Genomic DNA, 16,994 nt, shown 5'->3' on the forward strand with positions numbered 1-16,994 from the left:
CATTCTAGATATTCAAAAAGTCGCACTCATTATAACACAATATATTGGGAAAACGATGGATGTTTACGGGCAAATCGTTCTAAATATCGATTTCTCTCCGAATGTTTCATGTAGCGAATATCGGAAAAAGAAGACTAAAGGAAAAGACGATTTCGCTGACTCAGATTCATGAGGAGGGATAAGATGAAAGCAGTCATCTGTACCGCGTACGGCCCCCCAGATGTGCTCGAGCTTCATGAAGTGGACGAGCCTGTTCCGAAGACCGATGAACTATTGATTCGAGTCCATGCGACAGCCGTCCATTCAGGCGACCGTCGGCTCCGGGCGCTCGACGTCCCGACCGCTGGCAAACTTCCGATGCTGATTGCCGTCGGACTCAAAGCACCGCGTCAACCGATTTTAGGTGTCGTCTTGGCAGGCGAAGTCGTCGAGACGGGAACACGTGTCAACACGTTCAAGGCAGGGGACCGGGTCTATGCGCTGACGGGAATGCGATTCGGGGGCTACGCGGAATATGCGTGTATTAAAGCGCATAAATGTGTGGAACACATGCCACGACATGCAAGTTATGAGGAAGCGGCGAGCCTGCCGTTCGGTGGAACGACCGCCCTCCATTTTTTACGCAAGGTGAACATCGAACAAGCGGAGACCGTATTGATTTATGGGGCATCGGGAGCAGTCGGGTCGATGGCCGTCCAAATCGCCAAACACTTCGGGGCTCACGTGACGGCAGTCTGTCAAATGCGAAACTTCGAACTCGTGAAACGGTTAGGTGCTGACGTTTTGATTGATTATAAGACGGAAGGATACGACAGCAGGCTACTCACGTATGATGCCGTGTTCGATGCGGCCGGAAAAATCGATAAGCGGATCGCTCGGAAGCACGTCAGAGCGGGCGGGAAGTTTCGTTCCGTCGCCGGTCAAGGCGTCTCGAGTGAACGGAAAGACGACCTGACTTTCTTGAACGAGCTGTTCGACGAAGGGCACATAAAAGCGGTCATTGACTCGATCTATCCGATTGAGGAAATCGTCTCGGCCCATCGTTACGTCGATGCGGGTGGGAAGGTCGGGAACGTCATCGTGAGCGTCGTGCGGCCGAATGAATTGACGTCAGACTAACCAATCGTTTTGTTTTCGCGGCGTAGCTTTTAGGGTATACTTGTGAAGGAAATGAAAGGGAGGGATTCGATGAAATTACAAGGTAAGAACGTCTTGCAGATTGTCAGTGACGACTTCGAAGACTTGGAGTTGTGGTATCCGGTCCATCGCCTACGTGAAGAGGGCGCAAACGTCATCCTCGCCGGCGAGAAAGGGGCGCACGTCTACACAGGAAAGTACGGGGTCCCGGCCAAGTCGGATGTGGCATTTGAAGACGTCGATATCACGTCGTTCGATGCGATTCTCGTGCCTGGTGGCTGGTCGCCAGACTTGTTGCGTCGCTTCGACTCGGTGAAAGGTTTCGTCCGTTATATGCACGAAGAGAAACGTCCAATCGGTCAAATCTGCCACGCGGGCTGGGTTTTAATCTCGGCGAATATTTTAGAAGGTGTCAACGTCACGAGTACGCCGGGCATTAAAGACGACATGGAGAACGCCGGAGCGATTTGGCATGATGAGCCAGTCGTCGTGGACGGACATATCGTCTCAAGTCGTCGCCCACCTGATCTTCCAGACTATATGCGCGCTTTCGTCGATGTCATGGCACAGCGCTAACAAACAAAGGAGCTTATGAACGTTGCTTAAATCTAATCCAATTCTTCGCAAATCAATGGAATCCACCGCTTACGCGACCGCGCCGATGACAAAGGCCGGCACGTGGTCTAAAATTTTCACGCTGCTCATGCTCGTCACCGCTTCGGCTGGCGTCATGTGGACGCTCGTGCCGACGATTGGGGAAGGACTTCTCTTCCCGCTCATGATCGGGTCAGCCGTACTCGGCTTGGTGCTTGCGCTCGTCATCACGTTCAAACCGAATACGGCACCTGTCGTCGCACCGCTTTACGGGATCATCCAAGGGGTCTTCGTCGGAACGGTCTCGTACTTTTTCGAATCGATGGCGCCGGGAATCGTCGGTCGTGCCGTCATGACGACGTTTATCGTCGCATTCGCGATGTGGTTCGTCTATTCGACCGGACTTGTCAAAGTGACGCAAAAGTTCCGCGCCGGCATCATGGCCGCCATTTTCACGGTCATGCTATTGTATCTCTTCCAAATCGGGATGAGTTTCTTCGGGACCGGGCTCCCGTTCATGACCGGCTCTTCGCCGCTCGCGATCGGTGTCCAGTTCGTGATTGTCATCATCGCCTCGCTCGCGCTCGTTCTCGACTTCGATTTTATCGCTCGTCAAGTCGAAGCGCGGGCACCGAAGCATCTCGAGTGGGTCGCGGCGTTTGGATTGATTGTGACGCTCATCTGGCTCTATATCGAATTGCTCGACTTGTTGTATCGCCTGGCAAATCGGGACTAAAATCATCGGCCATTTGGCCGGTGATTTTTTCAGGAAGAAAGGAACGAATCGACATGAAAAAAATAGTCATTATCGGTTCCGGCATCGTCGGAATCTCGGCTGCGTATCATTTGGCCGGAAAAGCAGACGTGACGGTCATCGACCGGAAAGACGCCGGTCGGGCAACCGACGCGGCGGCGGGTATCGTCTGTCCGTGGATCGCGCAACGCCGAAATAAAGCGTGGTATGCCTTGGCAAAAGGCGGGGCACGCTATTACAAGGAAGTCGTCGATGCGTTGCTGCAGGCGGGCGAGACGGATACCGGCTACAAACGGGTCGGGACGCTCGCCTTACATGAAGATAAAAAGCTGAACGAAATGCTTGAACGGACGAAAGTCCGGCGGGAAGATGCCCCCGAAATCGGGAAGTTGACACGATTGTCGGTCGAAGCGGCACGTTCGCTCTTCCCTCCACTATCCGAAGACTATGAGGCGCTTCTCGTCGAAGGTGGGGCGCGTGTCGATGGGGAGCGAATCCGGTCCGCGCTCGAGCGCGTCGCCATCAAGCGCGGGGTAAACGTCGTCAACGGGTCGGCGCAACTCGTCAAAGGAGACGGTTATCACGTCTTATGCGACGGGGTGCGTTATGAGGCGGATGAAATCATTCTCGCCTGCGGGGCGTGGCTGAAGGAATTGCTCGAGCCGATCGGCTACACGACGAGTGTCAAGCCGGAAAAAGCGCAAATCGTCCACGTGAAGCTACCGGACACGGATACGTCCGACTGGCCTGTCGCGATGCCGCCACGTCGACGTTACTTGCTCGGGTTCGAAGACGGCAAGGTCGTCATCGGCTCGACGCATGAGAAAGAGAAGGGCTTTGACGTCCGACCGACAGCCGTCGGCGTTCACGAAGTGCTCGCGAAAGGACTTGAATCGGCCCCGGGCCTCGCTGAAGCAGAGCTCGTCGAGACGCGGGTCGGATTGCGTCCCGTCACGCCGAATTCGATTCCGGTGCTCGGTCGACTCCCTGGAGCGGAACAGTTGGTCGTCGCGAACGGACTCGGCTCTTCGGGTCTGACGGTCGGACCGTTCATCGGCAAAGTGCTCGCTGACCTTGTCCTGACAGGGGACTGTGAGCTCGACATGTCGCTTTACCCGATTGGTGAGACGGTGTTTCCAATCGATTGAATGAAAGACGCTCCTCAGCTGGTATGGGGAGCGTCTTTTCGTCATTTGAGAATACCGTGGAGAAAAAAGTGAAAGTATTCATGCATCGTCTCGGTCATCTGTGTCATCGACAGCTCCGGGTCCGACAAAATCGCCTGCTGCATCAGTTGAACGTAACGAAGATAAGCGTCGGTCGATATATTCGAATCGATGGCTCCACTCATCTTCCCGTACTCGATGAGCTGACGGAACGCGGCATAGCCACGCGCCGCGAGTTCATGCCAAGAGGGGTCCGACGTGACAGTCGCCAATACGGCGTCATCGAAAAGTACGGCCGACTCGATCTTTCGTTTCAAAATGTCGAGCAGCAACGTGTCAAACGGAGCGTCGCGCTCGATTTCGTGTTCAATCCAATCCATCTCACGCTCGGTCAGGCGGGTGAGCACGAGCAAGATGACTTGTTCTTTGGACCCGAAGTAGTTGTAGATTGAGACCGGGGACACCGAGGCGGCACGGGCGAGCTCGTTTATGGTGAAACGCGACTGTTTTTGTTGCATTAACGTTTTAGCGGCCGTGAGGATCGCCTCTCGCTTCTCCTCGGTGCGCTTCGTGAAACCGTCCATGGCACAACCTCCTATTCGCTTGTTTTGTAATCAATATACCATTTCCATTTCAAAAAAGAACGTGATATACTAGTTTTGTAATGAAAAATTGATTATATTTCAAAAAGGAGGCAGGATGATGATACAGATTGATCGCTTGACAAAGCGGTTCGATGCCATTCATGGTATTTTCGACGTGACGCTGCGCGTTGAACCGGGCTCTGTCTTTGGCTTTATCGGACCGAACGGGGCCGGCAAGTCGACGACGATTCGCCATTTGATGGGGTTACTTCATGCGGATTCCGGCAAAGCGAGTGTCATGGGGCATGATTGCTGGCGTGAGAGTGAACAGGTGAAGGCATCGGTCGGCTATTTACCTGGCGAAATCAATTACCCACAGGACATGACGGGTGAAGAAATCATTCGTTTGACGAGCCGGTTACATCGTACCAGCAGAGAACGAGAGGATCGTCTCCGCACGATTTTCCCTTTCGACACGTCGTTGAAAGTCCGCAAGATGTCAAAAGGGATGAAACAAAAGCTCGGGATCGTCACTTGTTTTATGAAAGACGTCCCGGTCTACGTACTCGACGAGCCGACGAGCGGGCTTGACCCGCTCATGCAAGAGCGACTGATTGAATGGGTACTCGCTGAGAAGGCAGCCGGGAAGGCGATCTTGATGAGCTCACATCACTTTCCGGAAATGGAGAAGACGTGTGACCGGGCGGCGCTCATTCGAGACGGCCGGATCATCATCGAGGCCGATATAGATGAACTGAAGCGACGGAGCGTGAAAGCGTACCAAATCGGTCTGAAAAGTGAAGTCGAGGCGCAGGCGCTAGCGGACAAGGTCGGGATTCGTGACGGGCGTACCGTCACCGTCACCGTCTCAACATCGGATGAGTTGAACGCATTGATCGCGACGTTGACATCGTTCGAGGTGGAGTCGCTCACAAGCGGTGCCGACGAGCTCGAGCATATGTTCATGGAATATTATGGGGAGGTGACGTCATGACGTTAGTCCATTCGTTATTCAAGCAGAATCGGAGCTGGATTTTCGGGTACGCGTTCGGGACGAGCCTCTATCTGTTCTTTTTAGCGGCCGTCTTCCCGTCGATTCAAGAGACCGGCCTCATCGAAGGGAAACTTGATTCGTTGCCGCCGGAACTGCTCGAGGTATTTAAAATCGATCCGAGCATCGCGATGGACAACGTCGTCAACTTACTCGCCGGAAACTACTATGGCCTCATCTTCTATGTGCTCGCCATCTTGTTCGCCTTGACGTTTGCCTCACGCCTCATGGCGAAACCGGTCGATTCGGGTGAGGTCATGTTGTATTTGGCGGCACCGATTTCCCGGAGCGCCTACGTCACAGCGAGCCTCGTCGTGTTGTTGTTTGCGACCGTCTTGTTCGTCGCGGCAAACGGCCTCAGCCTCACAGTTGCCGATCTCTTGTTTGATCTCGGAATCGATTATGGTGTCATGTGGACGTTACAGTTGAATGCGGGGCTATTGTTATTCGTCCTCGGTGCGATTGCGTTCGTCATCGCGAGCCTGTTCGACGACAGCAGTCGCTCGTATATGGTGACCGGCGGGTTGTTCGCCCTGTTTTTAATCGCCAACATCTTCTCCGGGTTCAGCGATACGTTCGCATGGCTCGAACGCCTGTCTGTCTTCAGTTTGTTCGATGCTAACGCACAACTGCAAGGTGATGTCCCGACGTTGTCGTTCCTTGTCCTGGTCGGTCTGCTTGCGTTGGCGGTTGTCGCCTGTTATGCGCGATTCACTCGAAAAGATTTGACGATTTAGTTTTTCGGAATAAGTTCTCGGGTATGATACAATCAGCTCGAACAGCTGAAAGGGGAATGAGTGTATGCAATTCGTAACGTTACGCAACGGGGTTCAAATCCCGATGATCGGATTCGGTGTCTGGCAAGTCGACAATGAGACAGAGGCGCCTGACGCGGTCGCTGAGGCACTTAAGGTCGGGTATCGTCATATCGATACGGCTGCCGTCTATAAGAACGAAGAAGGGGTCGCCAAAGGGATTCACGCATCCGGCGTCAATCGTAGCGATATCTTTTTGACATCGAAGATTTGGAACGAGGAGATCCGCCAAGGCCGGACGAAAGAGGCGTTTGAAGAATCACTCATTCGACTCGAGACGGACTATTTGGATTTATGTTTACTCCATTGGCCAGTCGACGGGTTCGTCGAAGCGTGGGAAGCGTTGATTGAATTATATGAAGCCGGAAAAATCAAAGCGATCGGTGTCTCGAACTTCAAAGAGCATCATCTCGAGGCTTTGAAAGAGGCCGGTCTGATGACGCCGCTCATCAACCAAGTCGAGTTGCATCCACAGTTGCCGCAACCAGACCTCGTCGAATATTGCCAAGATGAAGGGATTCAAATCGAGGCGTGGAGCCCACTCATGCAAGGGAAATTCCTCGACATCCCAGCCTTCGCCGAGATTGCTGAGAAGCATGGGAAAACACCGGCACAAGTCGTGTTACGTTGGCATCTCGACACAGGGAACGTCGCGCTTCCGAAGTCGGTCACGCCACATCGTATCCAAGAAAACTTTGACGTCTTCGACTTTGAACTGGATGCAGACGACATGGCGAAATTAGATACCGTGGCGACACACGAGCGACTCGGACCAGACCCGGACCACATCGATTTTTGAACACATTGAGACCCAGCGCTGGGTCTCTTTTTTCGTTTTCGATTGTGTATGAGCGGAGTCACATGGGTATACATTACTATGTTGAAAAAGGAGGTGGCAGATCTTCATTTGAAGATCGCGCATATGGACTTATCAAAATGGCCATTGGTCAACTGGTTGGCATTTTTGGCGACCGTCGTCATCAACTATTTCGCGAGCGGAGACAATGCGGCCGTGTCGGACCGAATTGATATTTTCTTCAAACCGGCCGGATACGCGTTCTCGATTTGGGGACTCATTTATCTCGGACTCGCCGTCTGGCTTGTGTTGCAACTGAAGAAAGGGTCGGTCGCGAACCGGCAGGCGAATCGGATGAAGGCGGGCTTTCTCGTCTCTTGTATCTTGAACGGACTTTGGCTCTTGACGTTCACGAACGAATGGTTCATCGCTTCGCTCGTCGTCATGGTCTTGTTCTTAGGAACGCTCGCTTGGCTGTACCATGTCGCTTTTCGGACATCGACGAGCTGGTTCGATCGTCTTCCGTTCTCGCTCTATATCGGGTGGGTCTCGGTCGCGACGATTGTCAACGTGTTCGTCGTCATGAAGACCGAGCGCATCACGACGGTGCTCGGTCTCGATGAACTGGCCTGGACGTCTCTCATGCTCATGGTCGGCGTCGTCCTTGCCCTCGTATTCATGTGGTGGCACCGTGACTTCATCTATCCGCTCGTGTTCGTTTGGGCTTATATCGCCATCTTTGCCCGAATCGAGAACGCGACGCTCTACGTCGTCCTCGTCAGCGCGCTCATCCTACTCGCGCTCGGTTATGTCGGCTTGATTATTTGGAAACGGCCACGCGGGTTCTTACATCATACAGGGAAAACGGTTTAGGAAGACGTCTGCAAGACGTCTTTTTTTGTGGTCAAAAGAACTCGTTAGTTAATATATATAGTGGATAAATATTCTTTATTTATTATAAGTTGTTTTCGGAAAAAGCTTGGTAAAGCTATTGAATACGCTTACATCTTCAATACATCGAGATGGTATTATGCAAAAATGTATACATCTCTCTTGATTTTTCAGAATATTTAGAACAAAATAAAACTTACGAAACAGTACGAGAGAGAGGGGTTGATTCGATGAAACGGACGAGTTTATACGATTCACGATTCGAGAAAGACGCTTGCGGCATCGGCCTATACGTCAACCTGAATGGAGAGAAGAAACACGAGATTGTCAGTCGGTCGTTGTCGATGCTATGTCGACTTGAGCACCGCGGGGGGCAAGGGGTCATCGACGCCGGAGACGGTGCCGGCATCATGACGGAGATTCCACATGAGTTGTTCTTGCAGACGATGAATTTGCCAGCACCGGGACTTTACGCGGTCGGGATGGTTTTCTTCCAACCGGAGGAGACGGCGCTCAGTGAGAAGCAACAACAGATGGAGCGTCTCGCCGAAGACCTCGATGTCGCGACAATCGCCTGGCGTGAAGTGCCCGTCGACCCGCTCGCGATCGGTGAGCATGCACGCACGACCCAGCCGACGATATATCAGTGGTTCGTCGCCTGTCCGTTTTTGGATTATGAGACGAATGAGCGAACGCTTTACGAGCTACGCCGCAGCATCGAAAAAACCGAGACGTTAAATTTATATATGCCGAGCTTCTCGACGAAGACGATCGTCTATAAAGGGATGCTCACACCGGAACAAATCGAAAGGTTCTACCTCGATTTACAGTCACCGTTCTATAAGAGCGCGTTCGGCATCGTCCACTCGCGTTTCTCGACGAACACGTTCCCGTCGTGGGAACGGGCGCACCCGAACCGGATGATCGTCCATAACGGTGAGATCAACACGTTACGCGGCAACATCGATGCGATGCGCGCCCGAGAAGGGGTGACGGAGACCGACCTGTACGAGAACGTCGAGCGACTATTCCCGGTTCTGCAAGAAGAAGGGAGCGACTCGTCGATGCTCGACAACGCGTTCGAGTTCTTCACACGGACGGGACGTTCAATCGCCCACACGGCGATGATGCTCATCCCGGAGCCGTTCATCGAAGGCACGATCGATCGCTACAAACGCGACTTTTATCAATATCACTCGTCAATCATGGAGCCATGGGACGGCCCGACCGGGGTCGTGTTCACGGACGGCCGGCAAATCGGCGCCATCCTCGATCGGAACGGGCTCCGGCCGATGCGCTACATCGAGACGGCAGACGGCGAGTTGATTTTGTCATCCGAGAGCGGCGTCATCCCGGTTCAAGCCGAAAACGTGGTCAAGAAAGAACGGCTCCGCCCTGGCCAACTGCTCTTGATTGACTTGGAATCGAAACGACTCATCCCGGACGCGGAAATCAAACAGACGATCGCCCGCGCCGAACCGTACGGAAAATGGTTGAAACAGATGAAGACGATCGAGGACGGGGCTGTCATCGAGCCTCCTGTCGACGATTTGCAGCGCAAACAACGTGCCTTCGGCTATACGAAAGAAGACATCGAGCAGTATATGGTACCGCTCATCAATGAAAAGAAGGATCCAATCGGGTCGATGGGACATGACCAACCTGTCGCTGTCCTGTCTGAGCGGTCGCGCTCGTTGTTCCACTATTTCAAACAACACTTTGCGCAAGTGACGAACCCGCCGATTGACGCCCTGCGGGAAAAAATCGTGACCGCGACGTTCACATGGCTTGGCCCGCAATCAAACCCGGTCCATACCGGCCGTGGCCACGCCCGCCGCGTCTGGCTCGCACATCCGATTTTAGATGCGTCCCGGCTTGTCGGCATCGAGAAAGAGCTGCGCGTGAGCCGTGTCGATGCGACGTATGCGAGCGGTTTAGAGGCGTCCTTGGAAGCGTTATTCGAGCGCGTCGAGGCCAAAGTCCGGGATGGTGCGGAAGTCATCGTCTTATCGGACCGCGGTACGAACGCCGAGCGAATCGCCATGCCGGCGCTCCTCGTCATGAGCGCCGTCCATCAACGACTCATCCGTTCGAACTTACGGGCGTCCTGTAGCCTCGTCAGCGAGAGCGGCGAGTTACGTGAAGTCCATCAAGCGGCAGCACTGATCGGTTATGGCGCGGACGCGGTCTATCCTTATCTCGCCTACGCGACGATTGACGAAGCAATCCGTTCGAACCAACTCAGCCACTCATTCGATGAAGCGGTGCGTCGTTATCAAGCGGCCACCGTCGACGGAATCGTGAAAGTCATGTCGAAGATGGGGATCTCGACCGTACAAAGTTATCGCGGGGCCCAAATCTTTGAAGCGGTCGGGTTAGACCGGGACCTTGTGGAGACGCATTTCCGGGGAACGACGTCACAACTGTCGGGAATCGGGTTTGAGGCAATCGAAGCAGAAGGCCGGGCACAACACGTGGCGGCCTATGACCGGGACCGCCCACTCGACGCAGGGGCTGACTTCCAGTGGCGCGCCGACGGGGAAGAGCATGCGTTCAACCCGAAGACGATTCACTTGCTGCAGCGTGCCTGCCGTGAGAATGAACGACGTTACTATGATGCATACGTCCGTCTCCATGAGTCTTCCGGGCAGTTCTTAAGACAGTTGTTCAGCTTCACGGAGCGACAACCCGTCCCGCTCGAAGAAGTCGAATCGGTCGCCTCTATCGTCAGTCGGTTCAAGACCGGGGCGATGTCGTTCGGTTCCTTGTCGAAGGAAGCGCATGAGACGCTCGCCATCGCGATGAACCGAATCGGGGCAAAGAGTAACTCGGGTGAAGGCGGCGAGGACCGCAACCGGTTCGTCCCGGATGAGGATGGGTCGGAACGAGTCAGTCGCATCAAGCAAGTGGCGAGCGGCCGTTTCGGTGTAACGGCCGAGTACCTGTATCACGCCGATGAGATTCAAATCAAGATGGCCCAAGGCGCCAAACCCGGCGAAGGCGGTCAACTCCCAGGCAACAAAGTGTACCCATGGGTGGCCGAGGTCCGCGGCTCCGTTCCTGGGGTCGGTCTCATCTCGCCACCCCCGCACCATGACATCTACTCGATCGAAGATTTGGCGCAACTCATCTTCGACTTGAAGCACGTCAACCCGAACGCGAAGATTAGCGTCAAGCTCGTCTCAAAATCGGGTGTCGGCACGATTGCGGCCGGTGTCGCCAAGGCAAACGCCGATACGATCGTCATTTCAGGCTATGACGGCGGTACGGGCGCTTCGCCACGGACGTCGATTAAACATACCGGTCTCCCGTGGGAGCTTGGCCTCCTTGAGACGCACCAGACCCTCGCCTTGAACGGGCTCCGTGGCCGCGTCACCCTTGAGACGGATGGGAAGCTCATGACCGGTCGCGACATCGTGCTCGCTGCCATCTTCGGCGCTGAGGAGTATGCGTTCGCGACGGCTCCGCTCGTCGTCCTCGGTTGCATCATGATGCGTGCTTGTCACTTGGACACGTGCCCGGTCGGTGTCGCGACGCAAGACCCGGCCCTCCGTGCGAAGTTCATGGGGAAACCAGAACATGTCGTCAACTTGATGACGTTCCTCGCCGAAGACGTCCGCGAGATTTTGGCGTCGCTCGGCGCGCGCACGCTCGATGAAGTGATCGGGCGGACGGATCTTCTCGAAGAGAGCGAATGGAAACAAACGCATGCGAAAGCGTCATCGCTCGACTTACACCCGATGATCGCCATGCCGACGCCGCTTCCGGAGAAGGAAGAGCTGCCGCATCCGGCGTTCAAATCGTATGACCACCGAAAATTGATGCCGGCCGTGTCACGTTCCATCAAATCGGGCCAACCGACGTTCTTCGTCGGCCGAATCCGAAATACGGACCGGGCCGTCGGGACGATGCTCGGCTCGGAACTGACGCGGGTGCACGGGAACGTCGTACTGGCCGAGGACACGATATCGATTCGCTTGAGCGGGTCGGCCGGGCAGAGCCTCGGCGCGTTCTTGCCGAAAGGAATCACCATCTCGGTCATCGGTGACGCGAACGACTACGTCGGCAAAGGGTTGAGCGGCGGAAAAATCGCCCTCATCGCTGAAAAGCATGCCCCGTTTGACGAGAGCGAGCAAGTCATCGCCGGGAACGTCTGCCTGTACGGGGCGACGAGCGGGATGGCGTTCTTCAACGGTCATGCCGGTGAACGCTTCGCCGTCCGTAACTCTGGCGCCGTCGCGGTCACGGAAGGGGTCGGTGACCACGGTTGCGAATACATGACCGGGGGGACGGTCGTCGTCCTCGGTCAGGTCGGCCGCAACTTTGGAGCCGGTATGTCGGGCGGGGTCGCCTATTTGTATGGCGATCAAGACTACGACGAGCTCGTCAACCACGAACTCGTGGCGGTCGACTCGTTGACGGATCAAGACGCCGAAGAAATTTATTCGCTGCTCGAGCTTCATCAGTTCCACACCGACAGTGTCAAGGCGCGGTTGATTCTCGACTCGTTTGAGAACGAGCTGAGCCGTTTCGTCAAAGTCGTGCCGAGAGATTATGCGAACGTCCTCGATGTGATGCGTCAGCTCGAAATGACGCGACCTGAATTGAGCGAGGCCGACCGGGCATTAGAACTGTTCCGAGTCGTCACAGAAGGAGGGGCAGTATGAGACACAACTTTTTAAGCATTCCGCGTGAGACACTCCCAGAACGGGGTGTCAAGGACCGGATTCACGATTATGGGGAATATGCGTCACGGATGGAAGACGGTCCGATCGTCAAGCAAGCCGAGCGTTGTATGGACTGCGGCACACCGTTTTGTCATGTCGGCGATCTGATTGGCCAAGAGACGATCGGCTGCCCGATTCACAACTTGATCCCGGAATGGAACAGACTCGTGAGCGACCAGGATTTCTTCCGTGCTTACGAGCGCTTGATGGAGACGAACAACTTCCCGGAGTTCACGGGTCGGGTCTGTCCGGCGCCTTGTGAAGGGTCGTGTACGCTCGGCATCAGTGAAGACCCGGTTGCGATCAAGTCAATCGAACGGACGATTATCGACCGCGCCTTCGAACAAGGATGGGTCAAGCCTCGTCACGTGCGTCAGCGTACCGGGTATCGCGTCGCCATCATCGGGAGCGGTCCGGCCGGTCTCGCTGCGGCCGACCAGTTGAACCAGCTCGGCCATACGGTCACCGTGCTCGAGAAAGCCGATGAAATCGGCGGCCTCTTGTATTACGGCATCCCGAACATGAAGCTCGACAAAGGCGTTGTCCGACGTCGCGTCGACTTGCTCGAGGCGGAAGGGATTCGATTCAAGACAGGCGTCAACGTCGGGGAAGACGTGACGGTCGAGGCGCTCCGGGGCGAGTATGACGCCGTCATCTTAGCTACCGGTGCCCAAAAGCAACGAACGCTCGGCATCAACGGGGACGACGCTTCAGGAATCGAACTGGCGATGGACTACTTGACCGCTTCGACGAAACAGTTGAACGGAAAAGATTTAGACCCACGCCATGACGCAGAAGGGAAGCATGTCATCGTCATCGGTGGCGGCGACACGGGAGCGGACTGCGTCGCGACGGCCATCCGTCAAGGCGCGGCATCGGTCACGCAGTTCGGGAAACACCCGGAGAAAGGGCTATACCGGTCGCCGGAACGGCCATGGCCGCTCCAGCCGGATACGCTGTCGACCGATTACGCGTACGCCGAGGCAATCGGACAATACGAGGCGGACCCGCGCACGTACTTGATTCGCTCGAATCAGATTGTGACCGAAGGCGACAAGGTCGTCGGCATCGAGACGGAACGGATGGAGAAAATCGTCAAACCCGACGGTCACGCCACGTTCTTCGTCGTCGAAGGGTCAGAGAAGACGTATCCGGCCGATCTCGTCCTCGTCGCTATCGGCTTCGAGCGACCAGAGCCGGAACTGAGAAAACTCGGGGTCGAGTCAAAACGTGATTACGTCACGGACGTTGACGGCGTATTCGTCGCCGGTGACGCCCGGCGCGGTCAAAGCCTGATCGTGTGGGCGATCCGTGAAGGGCGTGAAGTGGCAGAAAAGGTCGACGCCTACTTGGAAACTTGTCAAACGGAGCTAAAAACTTCATCATAAAAAGGAGCGACGCCAAGCGTCGCTCCTTATCTTTTTGTCACAGGAGGAAAGCGATGATTACAGAGATCCTCATGTATACAGGATTTTGGTTTTTGCTCGTGCTCGTCTTACTCGGGACGATCTATGCACGGCGCAATCGAAAGTGATTACAACACCATCGCCGCAATCAGTCCGAAGACGATGAGCGGGATGTTGTAGTGTAAGAACGTCGGCCACACCGTCTCGCGGAGGTGGTCGTGTTGACCGTCGGCGTTCAAGCCGCTCGTCGGGCCGAGCGTCGAGTCGCTCGCCGGACTACCGGCGTCACCGAGCGCGCCGGCCGTCCCGATGATGGCGATCGTCGCCTCGACCGAGAAGCCGTATTGGATGCACAGTGGGACGAAGATGGCCGCGATGATTGGGATCGTCGAGAAACTCGAGCCGATTCCGAGCGTGATGACGAGTCCGACGAGCAACATGACGAGCGCTGCGAGGAACTGCGAATCGCCCATGAGCCCAGACGCACCGTTGACGAGGGGCTCGATCGCCCCTGTCTCACGAATGACGGCCGCGAAGCCGCTTGCCGCGATCATGACGAACCCGATGAACGCCATCATGCGCATGCCGCTCGTGAAGATGTCATCGGCTTCAGACCAAGGAATTAACCGGAGCACGCTCAAGAGAACGAGACCGGTCACGGCCGAGGCAATCATCGAGTCGGTCTGCAACTGGACGACGAGGACGACGAGAACGACAGCGAGTGTCAATCCGATCTTCAACGGGCTCAATTGACGCAACTCGTAATCTTTCGGGCCGAGTGCGATCGTCTCGTAGTCGCGCGGCTTCCGATAGTGGATGAAGGCGGCGATGAGACCGAATACCATACCGAGAGCCGGGATGGCCATGATGCCGACAATATTGACGTCGCCGACGGCCATCCCGTTCGTCTCGACGTTCGGCAGCAAGATTTCATTCAAATAAATGCCCCCGAAGCCGACAGGCAAGAGCATGTACGGCGTGACGAGTCCGAACGTGAGAATGGTCGCCACGAGGCGTCGGTCGAGCTTCAACTCGTTAAATAAGACGAGTAAAGGCGGGACAACGATTGGGATGAATGCGATGTGAATCGGCAAGACGTTTTGTGAGCTGATCGCGAGTAAAAGGAGGAGCGACAGCAAGAGCGCCTTGACGAACAAGACGTTCTTCCCGGTGACGTCACGACCGGACATGGCGATCAACCGTTCGGCCAAGACGTCCGGGAGTCCCGTCTTCGAGAGACCGACGGCGAACGCACCGAGGAGCGCGTAGCTGAGCGCGATGGACGCGCCACCGCCGAGCCCGTCGCTAAACGCGGTGAGCGTATCGTTGAAGCCAAGCCCTCCGACGAGCCCTCCGACGATGGCGGCTAAGATGAGCGATAAGACAATGTGCACGCGACTGATGGCGAGCGCGAATAAAACGATGACTGCTAATAAGACAGCGTTCATAAAAGACAACACCTTTCTCCAAAACTCTTTCTCTTATTATCACTTTAATATGATAAAGACTTTTGAAATTTAACATATGAGACCATGCTTGTCAAATCAAGTGTTGAAAAAAGCGATAACTCCGAAAAGTTATCGCTGGCTCGTCATAATTCGACGTTGTGATATACCTGGCGCACGTCCTCGAGGTCTTCGAGCACGTCAAGGAGCTTCTCGAACTGCTCTTTCGACGCATCGTCGAGGGTGATCTCATTTTGTGGGAGCATCGTCAGTTCGGCGACTTCGAACGAGTCGATACCGGCTGATTTGAATGCGGTTTGGACGGCGTGGAACGCTTCCGGCTCAGCATAGACGATGACCGTGTCTTCTTCTTCAAGCACGTCACGCACGTCAAGGTCATGTTCCATCATGAGTTCGAGCACGTCGTCCGCACTCATGCCAGAGACGCCGATGACGGCCGTGGCATCGAACATGTAGGCGACCGAACCGCTCACGCCCATATTGCCGCCGTTCTTCCCGAACGCGGCACGGACTTCAGACGCCGTCCGGTTGACGTTGTTCGTAAGCGTGTCGACGATCACCATCGAGCCGTTCGGACCGAATCCTTCATAGCGCAACTCGTCAAAGTTCTCTTCGTCGCCACCTTTCGCCTTGTCGATGGCGCGGTCAATGATGGCACGAGGGACGTTGTACGTCTTCGCGCGCTCGACGACGAACTTGAGCGCTTGATTCAGTTCAGGATCTGGCTCGCCTTGGCGGGCGACGATGTAGATCTCCCGACCGAACTTTGCATAAATCCGGCTCGTGTTGGCGTCTTTTGACGCCTTTTTCTCTTTGATGTTGTTCCATTTACGACCCATTGCATGTCATCTCTCTTTCCATAGTTCGATTGATTCACTGTCGATTATATAAGAAGCGCGGGACATTGACGAGTAAAAATCATCCCTCGCTCTTGTCCATCTTCTCGACAATCTCGGTCAGTGTCTTCAAGCTATCAATCAATCGTGCGGTCTCGTCCTCATCTAAAAAGGCGAGGCGATCTTCGAACAGGCGGCGGAACGAATCGCGTCGTTCCCGAAGGACCTGTTCGCCTTTCTCGGTCAATTGATTCCAGATGACGCGGCGGTCACGCTCGTCCGGCACGCGGGTGATGTATCCTTCATCGACGAGTTTCGTGATGAGCGGCGTCACGTTCGGTGGGGCGATTGATAACGTCTCGCTAATGTGTCCGTTTGTGACGGCACCCTCGTCTTCAATCAACATCAATAGATGAAAATGAGAGAAGTTCAAGTTCGGGATTTGGGGCAAGTCCGAGCGGCGAAGTAATTTTCTACGAATCAATGGGATCAGTTTAACGAACTGATCGGCTGCATCTTGTCTAGGCATAGGTCTATTCACTTCCTAATCAGGTTCTACTTCCCATTATACACGAGTGGGGGACGGCTTGGACGACCAATCCTCATTCCGTGACATTTTGCACAGCGCTTCCGTCGCATCGTGGACACAACGTTTGTAAGCGTTTACATATCGTCTATACTTTATTTTCATGAAAACGAATAAGATTTTACTGAGCATCATCTGAAAAAGCAATCCCTATCCTCATTCTTCTAAAAAATCTTGTGAAATAG

Annotated in this window: 14 protein-coding genes; 10 read left to right on the forward strand and 4 right to left on the reverse strand. The window is 54.8% G+C overall.

Going from position 1 to position 16,994, the window contains the following annotated elements:
* Nucleotides 1-183 precede the first annotated feature (183 nt).
* The 4 genes from RT52_RS04425 (at nt 184) to RT52_RS04440 (ending at nt 3,633) form a co-directional block, all read left to right on the forward strand.
* Complete coding sequence (locus RT52_RS04425) at nt 184-1,119, forward strand: NAD(P)-dependent alcohol dehydrogenase (RefSeq protein WP_034815316.1); 936 nt, start codon at nt 184-186, stop codon at nt 1,117-1,119.
* Nucleotides 1,120-1,188: 69 nt separating this feature from the next.
* Nucleotides 1,189-1,713: a type 1 glutamine amidotransferase domain-containing protein gene (locus tag RT52_RS04430; protein WP_034815317.1), complete on the forward strand. Its 525-nt coding sequence runs from the start codon at nt 1,189-1,191 to the stop codon at nt 1,711-1,713.
* 22 nt (nt 1,714-1,735) lie between these two features.
* Entirely contained in the window at nt 1,736-2,467 is a 732-nt protein-coding gene (locus tag RT52_RS04435) for a Bax inhibitor-1/YccA family protein (RefSeq protein WP_034804744.1), read from the forward strand.
* Nucleotides 2,468-2,520: 53 nt separating this feature from the next.
* Nucleotides 2,521-3,633, forward strand: coding sequence for an NAD(P)/FAD-dependent oxidoreductase (locus tag RT52_RS04440; protein WP_034815318.1), 1,113 nt, complete (start codon nt 2,521-2,523; stop codon nt 3,631-3,633).
* Between the two features lie 41 nt (nt 3,634-3,674).
* Here RT52_RS04440 and RT52_RS04445 read toward each other — a convergent pair whose 3' ends face one another.
* Complete coding sequence (locus RT52_RS04445) at nt 3,675-4,235, reverse strand: TetR/AcrR family transcriptional regulator (RefSeq protein ID WP_034804738.1); 561 nt, start codon at nt 4,233-4,235, stop codon at nt 3,675-3,677.
* Nucleotides 4,236-4,353: 118 nt separating this feature from the next.
* On the opposite strand from RT52_RS04445, the gene RT52_RS04450 reads away from it, so the two are divergent.
* The 6 genes from RT52_RS04450 (at nt 4,354) to RT52_RS04475 (ending at nt 13,903) form a co-directional block, all read left to right on the forward strand.
* Complete coding sequence (locus RT52_RS04450) at nt 4,354-5,229, forward strand: ABC transporter ATP-binding protein (protein WP_034804735.1); 876 nt, start codon at nt 4,354-4,356, stop codon at nt 5,227-5,229.
* On the forward strand, nt 5,226-6,023 hold the full coding sequence (locus tag RT52_RS04455; protein ID WP_034815319.1) for an ABC transporter permease subunit: 798 nt from the start codon (nt 5,226-5,228) through the stop codon (nt 6,021-6,023). The genes RT52_RS04450 and RT52_RS04455 overlap by 4 nt, the downstream gene beginning before the upstream one ends.
* A gap of 64 nt (nt 6,024-6,087) precedes the next feature.
* A complete protein-coding gene (locus tag RT52_RS04460) occupies nt 6,088-6,900 on the forward strand; it encodes an aldo/keto reductase (RefSeq protein ID WP_034815320.1) in 813 nt (270 codons plus the stop codon).
* 108 nt (nt 6,901-7,008) lie between these two features.
* Nucleotides 7,009-7,770, forward strand: coding sequence for a V-type ATP synthase subunit I domain-containing protein (locus tag RT52_RS04465; protein WP_245175461.1), 762 nt, complete (start codon nt 7,009-7,011; stop codon nt 7,768-7,770).
* Nucleotides 7,771-8,018: 248 nt separating this feature from the next.
* A complete protein-coding gene (gene gltB / locus RT52_RS04470) occupies nt 8,019-12,455 on the forward strand; it encodes a glutamate synthase large subunit (protein WP_034815323.1) in 4,437 nt (1,478 codons plus the stop codon).
* Nucleotides 12,452-13,903 (forward strand): glutamate synthase subunit beta, encoded by a 1,452-nt coding sequence (locus RT52_RS04475; RefSeq protein ID WP_034815324.1) that lies wholly within the window; start codon nt 12,452-12,454, stop codon nt 13,901-13,903. The genes gltB and RT52_RS04475 overlap by 4 nt, the downstream gene beginning before the upstream one ends.
* A gap of 146 nt (nt 13,904-14,049) precedes the next feature.
* Here the strand turns inward: RT52_RS04475 and RT52_RS04480 are convergent, their stop codons facing one another.
* The 3 genes from RT52_RS04480 to RT52_RS04490 all read right to left on the reverse strand — a co-directional run bounded on the left by RT52_RS04480 (nt 14,050) and on the right by RT52_RS04490 (nt 16,752).
* Nucleotides 14,050-15,369 carry a Na+/H+ antiporter family protein gene (locus tag RT52_RS04480; protein WP_034804719.1) on the reverse strand — a complete coding sequence of 440 codons (1,320 nt, stop codon included), beginning with the start codon at nt 15,367-15,369 and terminating at the stop codon, nt 14,050-14,052.
* A gap of 143 nt (nt 15,370-15,512) precedes the next feature.
* Nucleotides 15,513-16,226, reverse strand: coding sequence for a YebC/PmpR family DNA-binding transcriptional regulator (locus RT52_RS04485; protein WP_034815325.1), 714 nt, complete (start codon nt 16,224-16,226; stop codon nt 15,513-15,515).
* Between the two features lie 79 nt (nt 16,227-16,305).
* Nucleotides 16,306-16,752 (reverse strand): MarR family winged helix-turn-helix transcriptional regulator, encoded by a 447-nt coding sequence (locus tag RT52_RS04490; protein WP_034804716.1) that lies wholly within the window; start codon nt 16,750-16,752, stop codon nt 16,306-16,308.
* Nucleotides 16,753-16,994: the final 242 nt, after the last annotated feature.

The organism is Exiguobacterium alkaliphilum 12/1 (assembly GCF_000714435.1).
GTDB classification, from domain to species: Bacteria; Bacillota; Bacilli; order Exiguobacteriales; family Exiguobacteriaceae; genus Exiguobacterium; species Exiguobacterium alkaliphilum.

What these genes read in the sequence shown, in the direction of transcription:
- RT52_RS04485 (WP_034815325.1), bottom strand. Translation starts at nt 16,226, where the DNA reads ATGGGTCGTAAATGGAACAACATCAAAGAGAAAAAGGCGTCAAAAGAC.
- RT52_RS04430 (WP_034815317.1), top strand. Translation starts at nt 1,189, where the DNA reads ATGAAATTACAAGGTAAGAACGTCTTGCAGATTGTCAGTGACGACTTC.
- RT52_RS04475 (WP_034815324.1), top strand. Translation starts at nt 12,452, where the DNA reads ATGAGACACAACTTTTTAAGCATTCCGCGTGAGACACTCCCAGAACGG.
- gltB (WP_034815323.1), top strand. Translation starts at nt 8,019, where the DNA reads ATGAAACGGACGAGTTTATACGATTCACGATTCGAGAAAGACGCTTGC.
- RT52_RS04490 (WP_034804716.1), bottom strand. Translation starts at nt 16,752, where the DNA reads ATGCCTAGACAAGATGCAGCCGATCAGTTCGTTAAACTGATCCCATTG.
- RT52_RS04440 (WP_034815318.1), top strand. Translation starts at nt 2,521, where the DNA reads ATGAAAAAAATAGTCATTATCGGTTCCGGCATCGTCGGAATCTCGGCT.
- RT52_RS04450 (WP_034804735.1), top strand. Translation starts at nt 4,354, where the DNA reads ATGATACAGATTGATCGCTTGACAAAGCGGTTCGATGCCATTCATGGT.
- RT52_RS04425 (WP_034815316.1), top strand. Translation starts at nt 184, where the DNA reads ATGAAAGCAGTCATCTGTACCGCGTACGGCCCCCCAGATGTGCTCGAG.
- RT52_RS04460 (WP_034815320.1), top strand. Translation starts at nt 6,088, where the DNA reads ATGCAATTCGTAACGTTACGCAACGGGGTTCAAATCCCGATGATCGGA.
- RT52_RS04480 (WP_034804719.1), bottom strand. Translation starts at nt 15,369, where the DNA reads ATGAACGCTGTCTTATTAGCAGTCATCGTTTTATTCGCGCTCGCCATC.
- RT52_RS04445 (WP_034804738.1), bottom strand. Translation starts at nt 4,235, where the DNA reads ATGGACGGTTTCACGAAGCGCACCGAGGAGAAGCGAGAGGCGATCCTC.
- RT52_RS04455 (WP_034815319.1), top strand. Translation starts at nt 5,226, where the DNA reads ATGACGTTAGTCCATTCGTTATTCAAGCAGAATCGGAGCTGGATTTTC.